The sequence below is a fragment of the Gemmatimonadota bacterium genome (assembly GCA_026706845.1).
Lineage (GTDB): Bacteria > Latescibacterota > UBA2968 > UBA2968 > UBA2968 > VXRD01.
Map to the genome: position 1 here is coordinate 1 of JAPOXY010000235.1, position 17,408 is coordinate 17,408.

At 51.3% G+C, this 17,408-nt stretch carries 12 protein-coding genes; 10 read left to right on the forward strand and 2 right to left on the reverse strand.

Going from position 1 to position 17,408, the window contains the following annotated elements; all coding sequences use genetic code 11:
- The 9 genes from OXG87_20855 to OXG87_20895 form a co-directional block, all read left to right on the forward strand.
- A partial coding sequence (locus OXG87_20855) for a YdcF family protein (protein ID MCY3872005.1) occupies positions 1–414 on the forward strand: 414 nt, incomplete at its 5' end.
- A 67-nt stretch (positions 415–481) separates the two neighbouring features.
- On the forward strand, positions 482–2,968 hold the full coding sequence (locus OXG87_20860) for an ABC transporter permease (protein MCY3872006.1): 2,487 nt from the start codon (positions 482–484) through the stop codon (positions 2,966–2,968).
- Between the two features lie 62 nt (positions 2,969–3,030).
- Positions 3,031–5,508: a GWxTD domain-containing protein gene (locus OXG87_20865; protein ID MCY3872007.1), complete on the forward strand. Its 2,478-nt coding sequence runs from the start codon at positions 3,031–3,033 to the stop codon at positions 5,506–5,508.
- 374 nt (positions 5,509–5,882) lie between these two features.
- Positions 5,883–8,324 carry a CoA transferase gene (locus OXG87_20870; protein ID MCY3872008.1) on the forward strand — a complete coding sequence of 814 codons (2,442 nt, stop codon included), beginning with the start codon at positions 5,883–5,885 and terminating at the stop codon, positions 8,322–8,324.
- Positions 8,325–8,337: 13 nt separating this feature from the next.
- Complete coding sequence (locus OXG87_20875) at positions 8,338–8,742, forward strand: hypothetical protein (GenBank protein MCY3872009.1); 405 nt, start codon at positions 8,338–8,340, stop codon at positions 8,740–8,742.
- Positions 8,743–8,758: 16 nt separating this feature from the next.
- A complete protein-coding gene (locus OXG87_20880) occupies positions 8,759–9,796 on the forward strand; it encodes a Gfo/Idh/MocA family oxidoreductase (GenBank protein ID MCY3872010.1) in 1,038 nt (345 codons plus the stop codon).
- Between the two features lie 9 nt (positions 9,797–9,805).
- The gene (locus OXG87_20885) at positions 9,806–11,251 is read left to right on the forward strand and encodes a sulfatase-like hydrolase/transferase (GenBank protein ID MCY3872011.1); all 1,446 of its coding nucleotides are present in this window, start codon (positions 9,806–9,808) and stop codon (positions 11,249–11,251) included.
- A 10-nt stretch (positions 11,252–11,261) separates the two neighbouring features.
- The gene (locus tag OXG87_20890; protein MCY3872012.1) at positions 11,262–12,074 is read left to right on the forward strand and encodes an SDR family NAD(P)-dependent oxidoreductase; all 813 of its coding nucleotides are present in this window, start codon (positions 11,262–11,264) and stop codon (positions 12,072–12,074) included.
- A gap of 26 nt (positions 12,075–12,100) precedes the next feature.
- A complete protein-coding gene (locus OXG87_20895; protein ID MCY3872013.1) occupies positions 12,101–12,937 on the forward strand; it encodes an acetoacetate decarboxylase family protein in 837 nt (278 codons plus the stop codon).
- Here the strand turns inward: OXG87_20895 and OXG87_20900 are convergent.
- Positions 12,934–13,761, reverse strand: a complete 828-nt coding sequence (locus OXG87_20900) for a 3-oxoacyl-ACP reductase FabG (protein ID MCY3872014.1) — start codon at positions 13,759–13,761, stop codon at positions 12,934–12,936. The genes OXG87_20895 and OXG87_20900 overlap by 4 nt on opposite strands.
- A gap of 81 nt (positions 13,762–13,842) precedes the next feature.
- Between OXG87_20900 and OXG87_20905 the strand changes: the two genes are divergently transcribed.
- On the forward strand, positions 13,843–16,647 hold the full coding sequence (locus OXG87_20905) for an amidase family protein (GenBank protein ID MCY3872015.1): 2,805 nt from the start codon (positions 13,843–13,845) through the stop codon (positions 16,645–16,647).
- Between the two features lie 6 nt (positions 16,648–16,653).
- Here OXG87_20905 and rfbA read toward each other — a convergent pair.
- Positions 16,654–17,408: glucose-1-phosphate thymidylyltransferase RfbA (gene rfbA, locus OXG87_20910; protein ID MCY3872016.1), on the reverse strand; the 755-nt coding region annotated here is incomplete at its 5' end.

The following is a 17,408-nucleotide window of genomic DNA, read 5'->3' on the forward strand; positions in this document are numbered from 1 at the left end:
AGAGAACGCTATTCTTCTTATTTACACCAGACCCTTTCAATACCACCTGATGCCATTATATGGGCGAGAGGTAAGTCTAATAACACATTAATAGAAGCATCCTCGCTCGCCAAATTGTGCAGGGACAATGCTTGGAATAGCGTAATCCTGGTAGCAGACTCCCATCGTATGTTTCGAAAATACAGGGCTTTTATTAAAGCCGGTATTCCGATAGTTTATCCTGCAAACGTTACTGGAGATAAACAGTGGATGGCTCCTGCGAAGTTTATAGGTGTGAGTCAACAAGCCTATTGGGATCTAAATGGCTTCGAATGTGACTGGTTTATTCTTCTGCAATTTCGGCACAAGATAGTAATTCGGACATTGCACGAATATTTGGGAATTATTTTTTACGCGGTCACTGGATACATTTAGTAGTGCCCCAAAAACTTCATCTTACCCCCAGGCATCATCTCGTTGAAAACGGCACCAGAAGGTCAATATGTTTCGCAGTTATCTCATAGCTACTCTTCGCACCCTGCTGAAAAACAGGGGATTAACAGCGATTAATATCCTGGGCCTGGCAATCGGAATGGCATCTGTCATTTTGATCGCCCTCTATATTCAGTACGAATTTAGCTACGACCGACATCATATCAATGCAACCCGCATTTATCGCGTCTTCCGCACAGTTGTAATGGAGAATACGACATCGGTCAATCCGCGTGTATCTGGCGCACTGGCACCGGCACTAAAGCGCGATTTCTCCGAAGTTCAGGAGGCCATTCGCACACAACTGCTCCCCTCATGGGTCAAAACCGACGACCACTTTTTTCAGCAAGACGTGTGCGTGGCAGATCGGGAAATTTTCAATGTGTTTACAATCCCATTTGTAATCGGTGATCCGAACACGGCATTGACCCAACCGGGTTCGATAGTGCTGACAGAGTCAATGGCGCGCAAATTCTTTCAAAATCAGAATCCGATTGGAAAAACACTGCAAATAGATCACCAGGCACTGAGCGGCACGGTCACATATTTTGTGACAGGTATTGTGCGCGACTTTCCACCCAATTCGACCTTTTATTTTGATTGCCTGACCGCCACACCAAGAGGGGCATTGGCGGATATGTGGTCCATATGGCAACCTACGGGTTCTTTTCGTCCCTTTTTTACGTATATCCTGTTGCCTGAGGGATACGATCACCGCGCACTACAGCAAAAATTGCCCGATTTGATAGCGCGATACATGGGAGATGAAGTCCGCCAAACAACCCGGTACATCTTGCAACCCCTCACCCGCAGGCACCTTTATAGCACTGCGGATTTGGGACTTACGACAGCCGAATATGGCGATATCAAGCAGGTATATGCTTTTGGGCTGGTGGCGGGCTTTATTCTCTTATTAGCCTGTGTCAATTTTATGAATCTCTCAACAGCGCGCTCATCTACCAGAGCACGAGAGGTGGGATTGCGAAAAGTGGTGGGTGCATCTCGCCAACAATTGATCGGGCAATTTTTGGGCGAGTCAGTACTGATGGCAATAGCTGCAATGATAGTGGCTCTCATTGTAGTCGAACTGTTACTGCCGTGGTTTAACAGTTTTATTCAACGAGATCTGATATTGCACAGCACTGAAAATCTGTGGTGGCTGATTGGATTGATCGGGTTTGGACTGGGCGTTGGTGTACTCGCGGGAAGTTATCCCGCATTTGTACTCTCATCCTTTTTACCCACGCAGGTAATGAAAGGAGATTGGATACCCGGATCGAAACACGTTGGGCTGCGAAAGGCACTGGTCGTCTTCCAATTTGCAATTTCTATTGCTTTCATCACAGGTACTGTTGTCGTACAAGAGCAATTGGCGTATATCCGAAACAAAGACCTCGGATTTGACAAAGACCTCGTGGTAGGCATACCGCTTTTCATCTATTCTCGACAACTACATCACGGTAGTTCAGAAGATTTGAGGCGGCGTATTCCCACAGTAAAACAGGCGTTCACGGCACACCCAAATATTTTGAAAGCAACAGCCACGCGTTTCCCACAAGGCGGGTACATCACAACCGACACCTTTCGAGCCGAAGGCAGCGACGCCGATTGGCAGATGGGCCTGTTTGATATTGACCGCGATTTTCTGGACTTCTTCAACATCGAACTCGTAGCAGGCCGTCTGGCATCAGAACCACCAAGGTGGCCAGAAAAAATAGAAAGTCGTGCGGAGTTGGAAAAATATCGAGAATTGGTGCGAGAATACCGAGAAAAAGGCCGCCCATTTATCTTAAATGAAACAGCCGTAAGACATCTCGGATGGGATGATCCAATTGGCAAGCGCTTTAAAGAAAAAAATGGACCCGAGGGATATGTAATAGGCGTGATGAAAGACTTCCACGTTCAGACACTGCACAATACCATTCGACCCGTTACATTCAGAACTGGTACGGGAGCGGCCAAACACCTCTACCTCAAATTGGGCACACAGAACATACCGGCAACCCTCGCATTTATCGAAAAAACATGGCATGAATTTTTACCGCAAATCCCATTCTCTTTCTGGTTTTTGAATGATGACCTGACATATGTGCGTTATCAAAATGAAATCCGCACGGGGAATGCGTTGGCAGTATTTTCCGGACTGACTATATTTGTGGCCTGCCTGGGACTACTCGGCCTGATATCGTTTCGCGCAGAACAAAAAACAAAAGAAATTGGCATACGGAAAGTCCTGGGCGCATCGGTATTCAGTATTTTTGGGTTGTTATCCAAAGAATTTGTCAAGCTCGTAATAATCGCCTGTGTGATCGCCAGTCCAATAGCCTATCTGTTTGCGGGCAGATGGTTGCAGGACTTTGCCTATCGCATTGATCTGCACCCTGTGTATTTTCTCATAGGCGGAGTCCTCGCGCTCTTGCTCGCACTCGCAACCATGACCTATCAGGCCCTCAAATCCGCACGGACAAATCCAGTGGATGCCTTGCGGACGGAGTGAAAACAGAGGCTGTGGGAAGCGTCTCATTCTTTTACAGGTTCACGATAGATATGGAGAAAAACATGAAAACGGGATCAGTGATTTATACAGGTTTTATACTGTTGTTTTGCATCTTTGGTTCTGGTTTGTCCAAAGGAGAAACCACAATAGACGCGCTGTTTCAGAATGCAATGGAGCAAGTCGGCAAGGTGAGCCGAAAGGAAAGCATTGTGGCTTTGGAGGAGATTATTTCCAAAGACAAAAATTATGCGCCTGCATATAATGAATTGGCCAAACTGCATCTGCTGGACCACACCGTAAATGGCCGACAGCGGGCAATGCGAATGGTACAGCGTGCAATTGCAAGTGACTCCGACAATGCTGAATATCGGCTGACACGCGGGAAAATCTGGTGGGCACAGAGCTTTCGATTTCGGGCATTGAACGAATTCAAGAACGTGATGAAAAAGCATCCGAAAAATACGGATGTCCTCAATAGTCTGGGTATGTTCTTGGTGTATGATTTTCTATTACAGAAAGATAGAAGAGCGCCATTGAAAGAGATGGACATGGGGTCCAGGATAAGATATTACAGGCTAATGGCAATGAGGCCCAGGATAAAAGATTTCAAGACCTTTGGCCAGGAATCCAAACAAGAAGCAGTACAGGTCTTGCGAAAAAGCATCGAATTGGATGAGACCAATCAGAAACCCTATTATTTGCTGGGCATCCTTTACTTTGAAGATGAGGACTGGAATGCGTTTCAAACCTTGATGCAAGACTTGTACGCGCAATATCCAGATGACAAAAATGCGCTGCTATTTTGCGGCTTTGCCGCTTATCAGATTGGCGAATTCGATGAATCGTATGAATACTATCAACGCGCCCTTGACTTGATGAGTGCTGAAGAGCGCGAGTTGCTTGAATCTATTGACCTGCTTGTTCCTCAGGAAGATCAGGCATCTCGCGATACGACGCAGGCAATTGATGAATTATTAGAACGCGAGATATTTTGGAAGCGCCAGGACCCGCTCTATTTGTCTGATTTTAACGAAAGAAAAATGGAACACTTTGGTCGCATAGCGTATTCGAATTTGCGGTTCAGGAGATTTTCAGATGATGTTGAAGGCTGGCAGACGGATATGGGCAAGACCTATATCAAATTTGGAAGATATAGACGGCGCGTGACAACCAATAAAGGGACATGGGATTCTAAAGAGGTCCTGAATGCCACAATGATGGAGTTCTGGTATTACGAAAACTTTCAGATCAAATTTTGTGGCACTACGGATGATATCTGGTATTTTTACGGCGGTTCCTGGTATGGTGTCAGCGACCGCCTACCTATAGGAGCAAGTGTCTTCCGTGAATACGACTTCGGGGCTAAGCTTCCTCACTTGGCGATGGTCAGGGAAAAGTATCCTCAAGAAGCGCTGAGACAAACCTTTGCTTCTTTGCCTCGTACACCTCAGGAAACCTCACATCATATATTAAAAAAAATAGAGCAACGGTTTGTCGATCCGTATTTGTATCGAAAATATTCCCTCCCCTATCAGGTTGCAGCTTTTGAAGAACGAGACAGCGTTCGCGTCGAACTCAGCTATATGATTCCAAAAGACCGATTAGCAGAAAATTTTGAAACAGGCAAGGTGAGTTTTTGGGATGGCGTGTTCTTCTTTGATCAGCAGTGGAATGATATGTATAATGATCGCGAGTCCAGGGCCTTTGCATTGCCGCCGCAGAAACCGGCACAAAACGCCGCTGCACGACATCGCAACGATCACCTGTTGGTATCGCGCCAGGTGTCTGTACCTCAAGGACGCTATCATTTTTCAGTAGAATTTATGGATCAAACATCTGGTCTAATTGGCGTGGCACGCGATGAGAAGCAGTATGTCTATGACGATGAGACCTTTCATCTGAGCGATCTGCTCGTCGGTAGCGATATTCAAACGAAGAAAGCATTGCCAGAAAGCCATGACGACCTGCACATCACACCCAATCCTGTCCGAACATTTTCACCGTCTGAACCGGTCTTTATCTATCTGGAACTGTACGATCTCCAACGCGACGCTTTTGGCCGTACGCAGTATGAAATCTCCTACACCATCGGCAAGCCAGAGGTAGATACGCTATCGCCCACATTATTTGCCTCTCAAGATTTGATTGATACGATGGGAAAAACAGAGATCGATCTGCAAAGTGAAGAAGCAGACCAAATTGCTGCCGAGGATTTGCAGACCGGACAATCACAGGATGACGATGTGATCGATAGCGTATTTCCCGATAGCGATATATGGGGCGAGACGAAGGTTTATACGAGTGGCGGGCAGGTCCATCACATCGCCGCTGAGGGCTTGAAGATCAAGCGATCAAAAGATGGTGATTTGACGCGCACAGTGACAGCGAATTACGAAGGGAATCGAGAAGATGATTTCACGTATTTGCAGATTGATGTGAATCAGGTGCCTACGGGAATTTATCAATTGACCGTATTGGCAAAGGACAAGCGGACGGATCAGACGGATAGGAAATACGTCTATTTTCGCATTGTAGAGTAAATGACCTTCTCGACGTTTGTCTCGGTCAGTGGATTCAAATTCTGTTATTGACTAAAACATATCCAGCCTATCAAGTAAAAAACCACGTCCTTTGGGCGTGGTTTTTTGGTTTATACTGCTCATGTTTTCGACAGGGATTAAAACCGCGATTATTTGCTCTCCATGCTGGTATGCACATCGATCAATACGGTTTTACCATCGGCATTTAATCGCTGTACTTCTTGTAATGCGGGGCGCATTTTCTGTTTGTGGACTATCCAGTGACTGATATATTGGTAGCCCCACTTCAAGTGCAAAGCGATGTCAGCCTGTGGGGAAGTTGATTCCCAGGTTTAGAATGAGTCATCAGAGAACTTTATGTGAGGAGATAGTTGATGAATCCAGAACGCGATAAACAAGCACCGTTGACCGGGATCCGCGTTATTGATTTCGGTCATTATATTGCCGGGCCTTTGACGGGGATGTTGCTCGCAGATCAGGGTGCTGAGGTGATTAAGGTGGATCGGCCGGGCAAACCGGATTGGGATACGCCGGCAAATGGCGTTTTTAATCGGGGGAAACAGCGTATTACCCTTGATCTGAAAAGTGCTGATGATCTGGCGATGGCGGTGAAGTTGATCCGTTCGGCGGATGTGGTTATTGAAAATTTTCGCCCGGGTGTTATGCAGCGATTGGGTTTGGGGGCAGAAGATATGACTGCGCTGAATCCGGGGTTGGTTTATCTCTCTTTGCCGGGGTTTGCTTCGACGGATGAAAGAGCGTCTATTCGCGCATTTGAAGGTATTATCAGCGCGGCGATAGGTCAATATACAGATCTTCAAAGTAGAAGACCGGATCTGCCGCCTGTTTATACGCCGATGCCGTTGGGTTCAACTTATGGGGCGATTCACGGTGCTATCGCTGTTACGCTTGCGCTGTATGCGCGTGAAGAGAGTGGGCGCGGCGATGTGATTGAGATTTCTCTGGTTGGTGCGGCGATGTCTGCTATGGCGGTTATTATGCTGGATGTGGCGGATAAGCCCGCGCGATATGGCACGCCGGCCAATGCTGTTCGTCAGAAACAATCCAGTGGTGCGGGGTCGCCTTTTAGCGGTACGTTTCGTGCGGGCGATGGGCAATGGCTTTATATTATTACGGCTGGACATTCCCGAAATAGTCGGTCACTGGTCAAAGCGCTGGAGGTGTACGATGATTTGATTGCGGAGGGTATGGTCGATGTGCCGGTTTATGAGAATCTGCATTTGACGAATAATATTCCCGATTCATCCCATTTGTCCAGTGAATGGAATCTCAAAGCGCGCGAAAAAATTGAAAGTGTGCTGGCAAGTGAACCCGCACAACACTGGGTCGATGTTTTGACGGCTGCTGGCGTGCCGTGTACGATTCAGCGCACGGCACAGGAGTGGTTGCACAAATCCGAGACCGAAGAAGCGGCTTTGACGGTTGTGGTTGATGATCCCGAGTATGGACCGATGCGGCAACTCGGTGTGCAGACGTGGCTTGCCAAGACGCCGGATGAATGCGCGATTCCCAGGCCGTCGAGGTCGTTTGTGGGAGATGTTGAACCCAAATCGAATGGGGATATTGCGGCATTGCCCGGAAAACCCATCCTGAAAGGTGTTCGCGTTTTGGATTTGTCCAATGTGCTCGCCGGGCCGGCCAGTGCGCGCACGTTGGCGGAATACGGCGCGGAGGTTATTAAGATTGATCCGCCGGAGCCTTATTTTGGGCCGCGCATTTCCAGTTGGTTTCCCCTGGAGGTCAGTCCCGGGAAGCGCAGCGTGATTTTGAATTTGAAAGACGAGGCTGGCAGGACAGCTTTTATGAAACTGGTTGAAACAGCCGATGTTATTGTTCACAATTTTCGGCCCGGGGTTGCGCAAAGTTTGGGTATTGACTACGATGCTGTTAAGAGGCGCAAACCCGATATTGTGTATCTCAATTTGACGGCTTTTAATGGGCCGCGCCCGGGTTCGTGGATGAACCGCCCGGGTTTTGATCCTTTGCTTCAGGGTTCGACGGGGATACAAATGCGCTATGCTGGCGAGGGTAATAAACCGATCTTGCACGGTTGGGCGTCGTGTATCGATTATATTACGGGATATTCGGCTACTTATGGCGCTGTGTTGGCGTTGCTCAAGCGCAGGCGCAGTGGTGTTCCCGATGGTGGCGATTTTGTGACGACTTCACTCGCGCAGGGGGGGCAACTCGTGCAGGCGCCTTTTATGTATGCTTGCGAAGCCGGGTGCTCGGGCGATGAGCCAGCGGGACAGGACGCTGTTGGTGAGCACGCGCTTCACCGCATGTATCGCGCGCGCGATGGATGGGTTTTCCTGGGTGGGTTGGAGCATGAGATGGATAAATTGAGGTGTATTGCGGGGTTGGAGAATACACCCGATGAAGATGCTGGTGAATTTTTAGAGGGTGAGATCAAAAAACGCGATGTAGGCCATTGGGTTAATGTTTTTAACGAGGTGGGGCTGGCCGGGCACCGCATTGATTCGCTTGAGGATATTCGCGAGATGTTTTTGCACGAGGTGTGTGACGAGAATTTGGACGTCTGGGATGATGGGCGCTCCATTTCTATTGTTCGCTTTACGGATCACCCGGTTGGCAGTGCTGTCGATCTCGCGCCGCCCGCTTATGTGCGTTTGAAGAATGCGCCTGTTCAATTGCTCTACGCGTGTCCCAAACAGGGTGCGCATACGAGGGAGATTCTCAGGGAATTGGGTCATGATAGCGATTATGTTGATGCTCTGATCGCAAAGGGCATAGCGAAAGAGCAACTTCACGAGTATTATTTGCCACACGGTTAGGATTGGAGGGTTTATGCCATCAGAAGAGGCAGTTGCACAGGCGAGAGAACGGGCGATTCCCGTGCTGGATGCGTGGATGACTGGTTTTAATGCGCTGGATCTTCAGGCGTGGAAGGCGACGATGCATTTTCCACATTTTCGTCTGGCTTCGGGAATTATGCACCGATGGGAAGACGCGGATATGGACGATGAGTTTATCGCGCGTGTGAGGACGGGGTTGGGCAATATCGGCTGGCACCACAGTGTTTGGACCCGGCGCGAGATCGTCCATTGTTCGGATGAGAAGATTCACGTCGATACGCAATTTACCCGCTACCGCGAAGACGGTTCGGTGATTGCTGCTCACGATTCACTTTATGTTTTGACGTATGAAGGTGGCAGGTGGGGCGTTAAAATGCGCTCCAGTTTTGCCAGATAGCGGAAGGCATTTTACTATGAGTTACCAGCGCGAGTTCGAGAATCGGCTGAATGTCGGCGTTGTTGGCGTGGGATCACATTGCTACAGGAATATTCTGCCTGCGATGCATTATCTTCCGGTGAGGCTTAAGGCTTTTTGCGATTTGAGGCTGGATCTCGCGGAGGCGACTGCGGAGGAATACGGCGTGGGTGCTTGTTATGCCCGCACTGCGGATATGTACGCGGGTGAAGATTTGGATTGTGTTTTTATCTGTGTGTCTCCGGAAGCACATCCAGAGCTGGCGTGCGAGGCGCTGGATGCCGGGCTGCACGTGTGGATGGAGAAGCCGCCTGCTACGCTCGCTTCTGACGTGGAAACGATGATGCGCCATCGTGGGGATCGCGTGGTCGTTGTTGGGTTCAAGAAGGCATTTATGCCGGCGACCCGGAAGGTGATTGAGTTGATGGGGACAGAGGGTTGCGGTCCGCTCAGAGGGCTTTCCGCAGAGTATCCGATGACGATTCCCGAGGATGGAGAGCAGGTGCTCAGAACGCGCGAAGCGCCCAACTGGCTGAAGAATGGCTGTCATCCGCTTTCGCTGCTGCTCGCTGTTGGGGGAGATGTTTCGGCTGTTACTATGCACAGAAGCGATCACGGCACTGGTGTGTGTATTCTCGAATTTGCGAGTGGTGTCGTGGGGTCTTTTAATCTGGTTTCCGCGCGTCGCGGATGCGAGCGGTATGCATTTTGGGGGAATCAGCATGTGGCGATTGATAAAGATCTTCGCGTGTCTCTGGAACGCGGTATTCCTTTTAATTATTCAAGTACGAGAAATTATATTCCCACGGGTTTGGATTCTGGCACGGTCTCCTGGGAACCCCAGGATACGCTGGGGACCCTTGAGAATAAGGCGCTTTTTACACAGGGTTTTTACGATGAGATGCGCTATTTCTGCGATTGTGTTATAGAAGAGAGGACGGCAGAGGTCGGGTCCCTGGAGTTCGCACTGTCTGTTATGAAGGTTTATGAGGCGGCGCTGATGTCGAGAGGGCGCAGGGTCGCGATTCCGAGATAAGGAGTTTTTATGGCTGATCAACCCAATATTCTCTATATCTTTTCCGATCAGCATCGGGGTGATGCGATGGGCTGTGTTGGGCATCCGGTGGTTAAGACACCGAATCTGGATCGCCTCGCGTCTGAGAGTGTTACTTATACGCAGTGCTATACCAATTGTCCGCTGTGCATGCCGTCTCGCGCGTCTATGATGAGCGGTCTGTATCCCCGGGAACACGGGCTGTGGGCAAATGATCAGGATGCGAATTGTGAAGGTCCCAGCCATGTGCGTCAGGTGCGCGATGCGGGTTATCATACGGCTCTGATCGGGAAGTCACATCTCTATCTCCACGGCGGGGTGCCAGCTTCGCATAGCAGAGATCGCGTCGATGTGCTCAATGCGTGGGGGTTTGAGGATCCGCACGAGCTTCACGGTCCGATTGCTTCGGGCAAACACAGTTCGCCTTATACCGATTATCTCGATGAGTTGGGTCTGTTGGAGACGCATCGAAAATTTATCAATGATTATCGCATTCCGTGGCAAAGAGGGACGCTCAAGCCGTGGGAGGAACCTCCCTGTCCACTGCCTACTGAGGCGCATTTAGATAGTTATACGGGGCGTACTGCGGCGAACTGGATTCGGAATTACAAGGGCGATAAGCCTTTTTATTTGCAGGTTCTTTGTCCCGGTCCCCACGATCCGTTTGATTCTCCGCAGGAGTACCGGGATATGTACGATCCCGGGGATATGCCCACGGGTATTATGGATGCGCCGGGTGATCCCGTTCCGCCGAATGTTCGACGGATGCAGAGGAGCAAGAATTTGTCGGGTATGACGGTTGAGCAAAAGCAAATTATGATGGTGAATTATTTTGCGAAGATTACGCTTATTGATCACTATATTGGCGAGATGCTCGACGCGCTTGAGGAGACTGGTCTGGCGGATAATACATGGGTGATTTACAATTCTGATCACGGCGAGATGCTGGGCGATCATATGTTGTATAATAAGATCGTTTTTTACGATGCGTCTGTTCGCGTTCCCCTGATTGTGCGTCCGCCGGGAGGTTCGCGGGGTTGGCAAACCAGGGCGTTGACCGATGTGATTGATGTGGCTGCTTCTGTTGTTGATATTGCCAATGCCGAACCTTTGCAGACCGATGGGCGGTCTTTTGTTCCACAGGTTCAAGCGGGGGTTGATGCAGAGGGTGCGCAGAGGGGGAAGGATGCTGTGATTAGCGAGGTTTTGGGTCATACGATGGTTTTTGACGGGCGATATAAACTCGGGGTGGAATCGGTTTCGGAGAGGCCAGTTGAACTGTATGATGTTGAGGCTGATCCGGATGAGCTGAATAATCTGGTGGAAGATGCGGGGCTTGAGTCGGTTCGCCAGGGTCTGATTGAGACGCATATTGGTCCACTGCGCGATCGATTTGATCGCGATAAATACCAGCGTTGGGTAAATTTGAAAAGATGAGGGAGTTTGTATGGATCGTTTGAAAGACAAGGTCGCTATTGTTACGGGTGCGGGGACGCGCGAGGTTGAGGATCGGAAATTGAGAGGGATAGGGAGTGCGACTGCTCTGCTTTTTGCCCGCGAAGGTGCGAGGGTCATTCTGGCGGATATTGACGGGGAGAATGCGGAGAGGACCCGGGCGGAGATTCGGGCAGAGGGTGGAGAGGCGGAGGTCGTTTTGGCCGATGTTTCAAAGACGGATGAATGTCGGGCGATTGTGGATGCGGCGATTGAACACTATGGGAAGTTGGATATTCTGTTTAATAATGTGGGGATTCACGGGCCTGGCAGGGTGACAGAAGTCGAAGAAGAGAACTGGCATCGCGTGATGGATGTGGGGCTTAAGAGTATGGTTTTTTTGTGTAAGTACGCGATTCCCGAGATGGCGGCTTCCGGCGGCGGTTCTGTTATTAATATTTCGTCTATTGACGGTATGCGCGCTGGCAATTCGCGCAATGTTCCCTATGGGATTACCAAGGGGGGGATTATTACGCTGACGCGGCTGGCTGCGGTTCACCACGGGCGCGAAAATGTGCGCGTGAATAGCATTGCGCCCGGGCATCTTCACACGACTTTTGTCGGCAATATTCCCCAGGAGTCGCGAGAGCGCCGCCGCAAGATTGCGCCGCTGGGCACAGAGGGAAATGCCTGGGATATTGCCTGGGCTGCCGTGTTTTTGGGTAGCGATGAGTCGCGCTGGATTTCGGGCGTGGTCTTGCCCGTGGATGCCGGGCTGTTCGCAGGGTCGCCGCTGTCTATGTATGATAATTTGCAGGAGGAGTAGGTGAAAACACAAAAAAGGAGTTTTTTATGGCTTATAAATTTCAACCCGGCAAGATGTATCGCATGCCCACGCATTTCGGTCCGCTTATGGGTCCTCGTCAGGGGCCAGATGGTCGCAAATTTGAATGTGTGGATAATCCGAAGAATACTTCGATTTCGGTGTCGTTTCTTTCAAATGCGGAGCAACTCAAGGCGCTTTTGCCCGAGTGTTTTGAACTCGGCGGGGAGCCTGTTGTGTCGGTGTATGCCAATTATATGAAGGAAATTGAGTGGCTGGCAGGGCGCGGTTACAATATTCTGGGTGTTTCTTTTCCTGCTGTGTTTAAGGGGGCGAGAGACCATGTTCGCGGGCCTTTTCTTTCTGTGCTCTGGGAGAATCTCTGTGATCCGATTATTACCGGGCGCGAGGAACTCGGGTTTTCGAAAATTTATTGCGAGATGCCCGAGCCGCGTATTACGAACGGTGAAGCGCAAGCTGTTGCGGGTTGGTTGGGGTTTAATTTTCTGGATATTTCGGTAACGAATCTGAGGCCACCGTCTGAAAATCCGACACCTGCGAAGGGCGGTGGCGCGAAAGTCGATGGGACGCTTCACTATAAGTATATGCCGCGGACGGGTGTATGGGGTAAGGAGGATATTGCCTATCCGGTTATTACGCCGGCGAAGGGGGGGCATCGAAAGGTTGAAGAGCACTTGGTTGGCGATGGGTGTATTGCGTGGAACCGCGCGCGTTGGGAAGATTTGCCTACGATGTATAATATTGTCAATGCGCTGGCCGATCTGGAGGTTGTGGAGTATTTGGGCGGGTCGCTTACGCGCACGGTCGGCGGCAAGGATTTGAGCGATCAACGCATCCTGTACTAATGCACCATGGCCGCTCCGCCCGATATGCTGATTGCCTGTCCGGTCATGTAATCGCCATCGGGAGAGGCCAAAAATGCAGCGACGTTTGCAACATCTTCTGGCTGCCCAATGCGTCCGAGTGGATTGTTCTGAGAGGAGCGTTCGACCATTTGCGCTCTAAAGTCTTCGATTGATGTTCCGCTGGGTTTTAATCCGCTGGCTATGCCGTGCAGGCGTTCGGTTTCAATCAGACCGGGGCAAATTGCGTTGACCTGAATGCCGTAGGGCCCCATTTCATGGGCGAGGCTTTGCGTGAATCCGATGACGGCAAATTTTGAGGAGCAATAGGCCGCGAATCTGGCGATTCCGCGCAGTCCAGAGGTCGATGAGATGTTGATAATTTTGCCCCCGTTGTTCCGTTTGATGAGGTGGCGGACAACGGCGCGGGAACACAAGAAGGTGCCTTTGACATTTACGCGGTGAACGTGGTCGAATACGTCTTCTTCTAATTCGGCAACGGGTACGCGGTCCGGTCCGGCGGGGGCACCCGCGTTGTTGACGAGGATGTCGATTTTGCCAAAGCGCGCGCGTGCGGCTTGTACCATTTGTTCGACTTGTTCTGCGCTGGTTACATCGACTTCTGTTGCGAGAACCCGTCGTCCCATTGCTTCGATTTCTTCGATAACCGCGGGCAATCCAGCCCAGTCGCCGCGGGCATTTGCATTTATATCACAGATAACAATATCGGCACCTTCTCGCGCAAAACGCAGCGCTATTGCACGTCCGATACCGTGTTCACCTCCAGCACCGGTTATCAGGGCGACTTTGTTTTTGAGATTGGACATATTCTTCCTTTCGTGTGAAGTTGATGATGTCTATTATAGCAGGTGGAGGGTAAGAACGCAACAAGACAGAGAGGTTGTGTTATGGAATACACTGTTTTGTCAAAGACTGGTTCGACGCGCGGTACGGCGTATGGGATGAGTAATAAAATTATTACGCAGGAGGGCAAGACGCATGTGGTGTGGTTGGATCAGATTCACAAGACGTATGTGGCAACGTATTGTCACGAGGCTAAGGCGTGGAGCGATCCAGTTTTTGTGGCAGATGGGGTTGATAATCATGCGGGTGCGGCGATGACAATGGATTCGAAGGGGTTTCTCTATCTCGCGTTTGGTCCGCATCACAATCCGATGCAACACGCGGTGAGTGCATATCCCAATGATACGTCCAGGTGGAAGCTGCTTCCCCCGTTTGGCGGTGTGAATGCGACATATCCCAGTCTGGTGTGTGATGCGCGCGATGTGTTGCACGCGTGTTATCGGGGGGCGTATGAGCGCGAGCGGCCCTGGGGCTTGTTTTATCAGCAGCGGTCTGTGGATGGGGATTGGACAGTGCCGGTGAAGCTGGTCGATCCTCAGGGACCACCGGCTTATGTGCATCTTGAGAATTGTATCCACATTGAGGGCGATGTGCTGTATTTGTCTTTTCATCTGGCGCGGAGCAATGAGGATAATCCAGGAGATACAAAGGGCCGCGGTTTTGGCATTATGCGGTCACGCGATTGGGGTGAGACCTGGGAGACTGTGGCGGGGGAGAGGCTCGACTTGCCCGTGACGCCGGATTCTCCGTGTGTGATTGAATACAGCGATGGGTTCGATATTCGCATTGGCAATGTGGTGACCTGTGCGGGCGATGTGGTGCTTTTTACGTTGAACCGGCGAGAGGGCGAGTTTGAGGAGACGTTTTTGTATCGTTGGCAAAAGGGGAAGTGGGAGCGCAAGTCTTTTTTGCCTTTGGCTGAGAAAGTTTTTGGGACATGTGCGATGTCTGATCGGTGTGTGTTGAGTGTGTCAAAGGATGGGGTGCTGTACGCGGCGGGTGTGGTGTGTAAGCGCGGCGGGCATTGGGCCGATCCGACAAATGCGATTGTGTTGTTTATATCGCGGGATGTGGGGGAGACCTGGCAGGCGTACAGGGTTTCGCCGGAGGATGAGACGGTGTCGGATTGGTTGCCGGGTTTGGAGCGTTGCGCTACTTCCGAGAACAAGATCGGGGTTCCCCAGCTTTTGTACACGCACGGTGAGATAGGTGAGGGATGCAGCCCGGATATCGATACGGAGATTCGGCATGTGTTTTTGGACGAGGTTGCCGAGCGCGAGAATGCACAGGTGGATCGCGCGGTGTCGGGGTTGGGAGATGTTGCCCGCTTGCCGTTTTCCAGGGCGCAATGGCAAAAGGTGCGGGGGCAAATTGAGAGGCAGGGGCGGCAATATGCTGCTTTGCGCAATGTGTCGGTGGGATATGAGGTGGAGCCACCTCTGGTGTTTGTGCCGGGGGATGTGCCCGAGGGCGAACAGCAGCCGTTTGCGCTGAGTGAGGCCGATATTGCGCGGCCAGATGCCGATGATGAGCTGGCTTTTTTGCCGGTGAGTTCTCTTGCGCGTTTGATTGCACAGAGGCAGGTTTCTCCGGTCGAGTTGACGCGGTTGTACCTGGATCGCCTCGCGCGTTATGGCGATAAGTTGAAGTGTGTGGTTACGCTGACAGAAGATCTGGCGATGGAACAGGCAAAAGCCGCTGAGGCGGAGATCGCAAGGGGCGATTATAGAGGTCCGTTGCACGGCATTCCCTGGGGCGCGAAAGATTTGTTGAGTACAAAGGGCGTTCGCACGACGTGGGGGGCTACGCCGTTTAGAGATCGGGTGCCGGATGAGGATGCGAGTGTGGTGAAAAAATTGAGGCAGGCGGGCGCTGTACTGGTCGCCAAGTTGTCTCTCGGTGCGCTGGCGTCGGGACCGACGTGGTTTGAGGGTATGACGCGCAATCCGTGGGATATTGAGAAGGGATCGAGCGGGTCGTCAGCCGGGTCTGGCGCGGCAACCGCGGCGGGTTTGGTGGGGTTCAGTATCGGGTCTGAAACGCACGGTTCTATTGTTTCGCCGAGTCACACATGCGGTGTGGTTGGGTTGCGCCCGACTTATGGGCGCGTGAGTCGCTATGGGGCTATGGCTCTGAGTTGGACAATGGATAAATTGGGGCCTATGTGCCGCAGTGTAGAGGATTGTGCTGCTGTGTTTCACGCGATTTGTGGACCGGATGGAAAGGATCGCTCGGTGGTGGATGCGCCGTTTAACTGGTGTCCCGATGTGGATTTGTCCGGGTTGCGGATTGGATATCTGGCGTCTGAGTTTCAGAAGGAGGCAGATGGCGAAGATCCCACTGGCGTTTATGCCGCTGCGCTGGATGTGATGCGCGGTTTGGGTGCTGATTTACAACCCGTTTCATTGCCGGATTATCCGACGGATGCGATTATGATGGTGCTTCGGGTTGAGTCTTCCGCGATGTTTGACGATGCGACCCTGCGCGGAGAACTGGATGTGATGACGGAGTCGGATAAGAGTTCGTGGCCCAATACTTTTCGGGCGGCGCGCACGGTGACGGCTGTGGAGTATTTGCGGGCGCAGCGTTTGCGTGCTCTGTTGATGCGCGATGTGGCGCAGGTGATGCAAGACTGGGATGCGGTGCTGGTGCCGCGCGGTGGGAGGACGAGTTTGGCTGTGACCAATTTGACGGGACATCCCGCGGTTATTTTGCCCTGTGGGTTTGCCGAGGGGACGCCGAGAGGGTTGACTTTTTTGGGCAATTTGTACGATGAGACGACGATTCTCGCGGTTGCACGAGCCTATGAACAGGCTACCGATTGGCACGCGATGCATCCGATAGTGTGAGAGGTGTTATTCGTTCAGAACTGATAAGAGGAATTGGCCGTAGCTGTTTTGGGCCATGGTTTGTGCGAGTTGTTCGAGCTGTGCGGCGTCGATGTATCCCCGGCGATAGGCGATTTCTTCGATGCACGCAATTTTGAGGCCCTGGCGTTCCTGTATTGCCTGCACAAATCCCGATGCCTGGTGAAGCGATTCAAATGTGCCGGTGTCGAGCCAGCAATACCCTCGGCCGAGGAGTTCGACTTCGAGTTGCTGGCGTTTGAGATATTCTTCGTTTACATCGGTGATTTCGTATTCTCCACGCGCCGAAGGCGTGAGGTTGCGGGCGATGTCAACGACCTGGTTGTCGTAAAAATAGAGGCCGGGAACGGCGTAGCGCGATTTGGGGTGTTCGGGTTTTTCTTCTATGCCGATGACGCGGTCCTGGTTGTCAAATTCGATGACGCCATATCGCTCGGGGTCTGTTACTGCATATCCGAAGATGAGTCCGCCTTCAATGAGTTGTCCGGCTCGATCTAATATTGCACCGAGGCCGTGGCCGTAGAAGATGTTGTCGCCAAAGATTAGACAGACGGGGTCGGTGTCTATGAAATCGCTTCCGATTACAAATGACTGGGCGACGCCTTCGGGGCGCGGTTGTTCGGCGTATGTGATGTTGAGGCCGAGATAGGAGCCGTCGACGAATAAACGCCGAAAGAGTGGCAGGTCGAGGGGGGTGGAGATGATCAATATATCCCGGATGCCCGCCAGCATGAGGACGGAGA

Coding starts and splice junctions, on each gene's coding strand:
- OXG87_20905 (MCY3872015.1), top strand. CDS start 13,843: ATGGAATACACTGTTTTGTCAAAGACTGGTTCGACGCGCGGTACGGCG.
- OXG87_20860 (MCY3872006.1), top strand. CDS start 482: ATGTTTCGCAGTTATCTCATAGCTACTCTTCGCACCCTGCTGAAAAAC.
- OXG87_20870 (MCY3872008.1), top strand. CDS start 5,883: ATGAATCCAGAACGCGATAAACAAGCACCGTTGACCGGGATCCGCGTT.
- OXG87_20885 (MCY3872011.1), top strand. CDS start 9,806: ATGGCTGATCAACCCAATATTCTCTATATCTTTTCCGATCAGCATCGG.
- OXG87_20890 (MCY3872012.1), top strand. CDS start 11,262: ATGGATCGTTTGAAAGACAAGGTCGCTATTGTTACGGGTGCGGGGACG.
- OXG87_20895 (MCY3872013.1), top strand. CDS start 12,101: ATGGCTTATAAATTTCAACCCGGCAAGATGTATCGCATGCCCACGCAT.
- OXG87_20865 (MCY3872007.1), top strand. CDS start 3,031: ATGAAAACGGGATCAGTGATTTATACAGGTTTTATACTGTTGTTTTGC.
- OXG87_20875 (MCY3872009.1), top strand. CDS start 8,338: ATGCCATCAGAAGAGGCAGTTGCACAGGCGAGAGAACGGGCGATTCCC.
- OXG87_20900 (MCY3872014.1), bottom strand. CDS start 13,761: ATGTCCAATCTCAAAAACAAAGTCGCCCTGATAACCGGTGCTGGAGGT.
- OXG87_20880 (MCY3872010.1), top strand. CDS start 8,759: ATGAGTTACCAGCGCGAGTTCGAGAATCGGCTGAATGTCGGCGTTGTT.